The sequence below is a fragment of the Pseudomonas sp. SBT1-2 genome (genome assembly GCF_028640875.1).
In the GTDB taxonomy this organism is placed as follows: domain Bacteria; phylum Pseudomonadota; class Gammaproteobacteria; order Pseudomonadales; family Pseudomonadaceae; genus Aquipseudomonas; species Aquipseudomonas chlororaphis_I.
On record NZ_JAQZAA010000102.1, the window covers coordinates 1 to 4,172 of the forward strand.

2 protein-coding genes are annotated in these 4,172 nt (G+C 63.8%); both read right to left on the minus strand.

Features of this window, described 5'->3' with window-relative positions:
- Positions 1-2,147, minus strand: a 2,147-nt coding sequence (locus PVZ78_RS21650) for a condensation domain-containing protein (protein WP_273829232.1), incomplete at its 3' end; no start/stop codon positions are given.
- A 12-nt stretch (positions 2,148-2,159) separates the two neighbouring features.
- The coding region (locus PVZ78_RS21655) for an amino acid adenylation domain-containing protein (RefSeq protein WP_273829233.1) at positions 2,160-4,172 on the minus strand (2,013 nt) is incomplete at its 5' end.

A 4,172-nucleotide genomic window follows, 5' to 3' on the forward strand; every position in this document is an offset into this window, starting at 1 on the left:
CCGCCGCTGGACAGGGTGACGAACAGCTCCCACACCGACAGGTCGAAGCAGATCGAGGTCGAGGCCAGCACCCCTTGCAGGTCATCGGCGCTGTACACCCGGCTCGACCAGTCGATCAGCGCCAGCACGTTGCGATGGGCAATCGCCACGCCTTTAGGCAAGCCGGTGGAACCCGAGGTGTAGATCACATAGGCCAGGTTGTCCGCGGTCGCTCGCGGCGCTGGATTGTCCGGCGAATAAGCGTCCAGCCAGCCCGGTTGGGCATCCAGTTGCAGGGTTTGCAAGGACTCAACAGCCGGTAGCAACGACAGCAACGCGCTCTCGGTCAGCAGGATCTGTGCCTGGCTGTCGCGCAGCATATGGGCCAGGCGATCCTGTGGGTAATCCGGGTCCAGCGGCACATAGGCGCCACCGGCCTTGAGCACCGCCAACAGCGCCACGACCATCTCCGGGGTGCGCTGCATGGCCACGCCGACCCGCACTTCCGGCCCGACACCGAGCTCGATCAGCTTGTGCGCCAGGCGGTTGGCCCGGGCATTGAGTGCCTGGTAGTCCAGGCTTTGCCCAGCAAACAACAGGGCTTCGGCTTCAGGGTTTTTCCGCGCCTGGGCCTCGACCCGTTGATGCACACCGTGCTCACTCGGAAACTCGACCGACGCCGGGGCCCATTCGTGCAGCAGCTTGTTCTGCTCGGAGGCCGCCAGCAGCGGCAAGTCCCCCAGGCGTTGCCGGGGTTGCTGGACAATGCCCTGCAGCAACTGCACCCAGGACTGGGCCAGGCGCTCGATGGTCGAGGGTTCGAACAGGTCGGTGGCATAGGTCAGCGAAGCCCAGAGACCGTCTTCGGATTCGAAGGTGTCCAGGGTCAGGTCGAACTGCGCGGCGCGTCCCTGCCAGCTCAGGGTTTCGATACTGAGATCGTCCAGGCGCTGGCTGTGCGCGCCCTTCTTGACCGCGGTCTGATGGTTGAACATCACCTGGAACAGCGGACTGTGGCTCAGGCTGCGCTCGGGGCGCAGGGCCTCCACCAGTTGCTCGAAGGGCAGGTCCTGATGGGACTGCGCCATCAAGGCGGTCTGCTTGACCTGTTGCAGGAAATCAATGAAGCCCAGCTGACCGTCGACCTCGGCCTTGAACACCTGGGTGTTGACGAAGAAGCCGATCAGGCGCTCGGTCTCGACCCGGTTGCGGTTGGCGGTGGGCACGCCAACGCGGATATCGGCCTGGCCGCTGTAGCGGTGCAGCAGCACCTGGAACGAGGCCAGCAACAGCATGAACAGGGTCGCCCCTTCGCGCTGCGCCAGTTGCTTGAGACCGACCCGCAGTTCGTCCCCCAGCGGGATGTCGAACAGTGCGCCGCGATAGCTCTGGATCGCCGGGCGCGCATGGTCCAGGGGCAGCATCAGCAGCGGCTGCTCCCCGCCCAGTTGCTGCAACCAGTAGCCCAGCTGCCGTTCACGTTCGCCGGCGTCCATCCACTGCCGTTGCCAGTTGGCATAGTCGGCGTATTGGATCGGCAGGTCCGGCAGGCTGACCCTGCGTCCCTGGCGGTAGCCGGCGTAGAGCTGGATCAACTCGTCGACCATCACCCCCATCGACCAGCCATCGGAGACGATATGGTGCTGGGTCAGGACCAGCACATGTTCGTCCGCCGCCACTCGCAACAGGCTGGCCCGCAGCAGCGGACCGCTGCGCAGGTCGAAGGGAGGCTGGCGCTTGCTGTCGGTCAGGGCATTGAGCTGCTCCTCATAGGACAGGCCGCCGGCTTGCAGATCGATGACCTCGATGTGCAGCGGCGCCGGTGGATGAACCACCTGCACCGCAATGCCGTCTTCTTCGCAAAAGGTAGTACGCAGGGTTTCATGCCGGGCAATCAGGCTATCGAACCCATGGCGCAGCGCGTCGAGGTCCAGCTCTCCCGTCAGGCGCAACGCCGTGGTGATGTGGTAGGCGCTGCTGTCGGGCTCCAGTTGCCAGAGGAACCACTGGCTTTCCTGGGTATAGGAGAGAACCGGCGCCTCATCGGCGCCGCGGCTGCAGATAGGAGCGATACCAAAAAGGTTGATGCCCTTTTCTTTAAGCAAAATCGCCAGGGCTTTTCTTTCTTTGGCAGAAAGCGTGCCTACCGAGTCGATTAAAGCTTGCATGTACTACCTCTCCTAAGAAATTATTTTTTCAAGATCATCAGGAGATAAACGTTTGAGGGCCTCCAAAGATTTAGCCAATTCATCCTGCAGTGAAGAGGTCGTTTCCCGCAGGGCCTGAACCTTCTCGACAAAGGCCGACAGGCTCTCCGCGCCGAACAGCGACCTGATCGGAATATCCACGCCAAACTGCTGCTTGACCCGGGTCACGACCTGGGCCACCAGCAGGGAATGGCCGCCCAATTCGAAGAAGTTGTCGCTCAGGCCCACCCGGTCCAGCTTCAGCACATCGGCCCAGATCGCCGCGATCTGTTGCTCCAGTTCACTTTGCGGCGCCACATAGACTTGCTGCATTTGCTGCGCGTCGACCTTGGGCAGGGCCTTGCGGTCCAGCTTGCCGTTCGGCGTCAGCGGCAGCGCTTCGAGGAACAGCAGGTAGGTCGGCACCATGTAGTCCGGCAGATGCGCTTTCAGGGCCGCCTTGATGTTTTCCCGGAGCGCGGCCTGCGCTTCGATAGCCTCGGTGGTTTCGCTCGGCACGATATAGGCCACCAGTTGCTGGCCGTTGTCGCCGTCCTGGGCCAGGACAAAGGCTTCGCGCACCGCGGCCTGCTGCACCAGTCGCGCTTCGATTTCACCCAGTTCGATACGGAAACCGCGGACCTTCACCTGATGGTCGATGCGGCCGATGTACTCGATCACCCCATCGGCGCGATAGCGGGTCAGGTCGCCGGTGCGGTAGACCCGGCCACCGTCGCTGGAGAACGGATTGGGCACGAACTTCTCGGCGGTCAGCCCCGGACGCGCCAGGTAGCCGCGGGTCACCCCGGCGCCGGCCAGATAGAGTTCTCCGGCGCTGCCCACCGGCACCGGCTGCAGATCCGGGCTCAAGATATAGCTCTGGGTATTGCTGATGGCCTGGCCGATATTGGCCTGGCCACCCGCTTCGCGGCGGGTGTAAGTGGAGTAAGTAGTGTCTTCCGAAGGACCGTAGAGGTCGTAGACGTGTTGCAGGCCCGGTTGCTGGTACAGGGTATCCACCAGCGCCTGCTTCAGTGGTTCCCCCGCCAGGTTGATGATCCGCACGCCGGGCGGAATCTGCCCGCTGCGCTGCAAGGCGGCAATCGCCGACGGCACGGTGTTGATCAGCCGCACCCGATCGCGGTCCGCCAGCTCCGGCAACTCCAGGGCGTTGCGCGCCAGGACGATAAAGCCGCCGCTGGACAGGGTGACGAACAGCTCCCACACCGACAGGTCGAAGCAGATCGAGGTCGAGGCCAGCACCCCTTGCAGGTCATCGGCGCTGTACACCCGGCTCGACCAGTCGATCAGCGCCAGCACGTTGCGATGGGCAATCGCCACGCCTTTAGGCAAGCCGGTGGAACCCGAGGTGTAGATCACATAGGCCAGGTTGTCCGCGGTCGCTCGCGGCGCTGGATTGTCCGGCGAATAAGCGTCCAGCCAGCCCGGTTGGGCATCCAGTTGCAGGGTTTGCAAGGACTCAACAGCCGGTAGCAACGACAGCAACGCGCTCTCGGTCAGCAGGATCTGTGCCTGGCTGTCGCGCAGCATATGGGCCAGGCGATCCTGTGGGTAATCCGGGTCCAGCGGCACATAGGCGCCACCGGCCTTGAGCACCGCCAACAGCGCCACGACCATCTCCGGGGTGCGCTGCATGGCCACGCCGACCCGCACTTCCGGCCCGACACCGAGCTCGATCAGCTTGTGCGCCAGGCGGTTGGCCCGGGCATTGAGTGCCTGGTAGTCCAGGCTTTGCCCAGCAAACAACAGGGCTTCGGCTTCAGGGTTTTTCCGCGCCTGGGCCTCGACCCGTTGATGCACACCGTGCTCACTCGGAAACTCGACCGACGCCGGGGCCCATTCGTGCAGCAGCTTGTTCTGCTCGGAGGCCGCCAGCAGCGGCAAGTCCCCCAGGCGTTGCCGGGGTTGCTGGACAATGCCCTGCAGCAACTGCACCCAGGACTGGGCCAGGCGCTCGATGGTCGAGGGTTCGAACAGGTCGGTGGC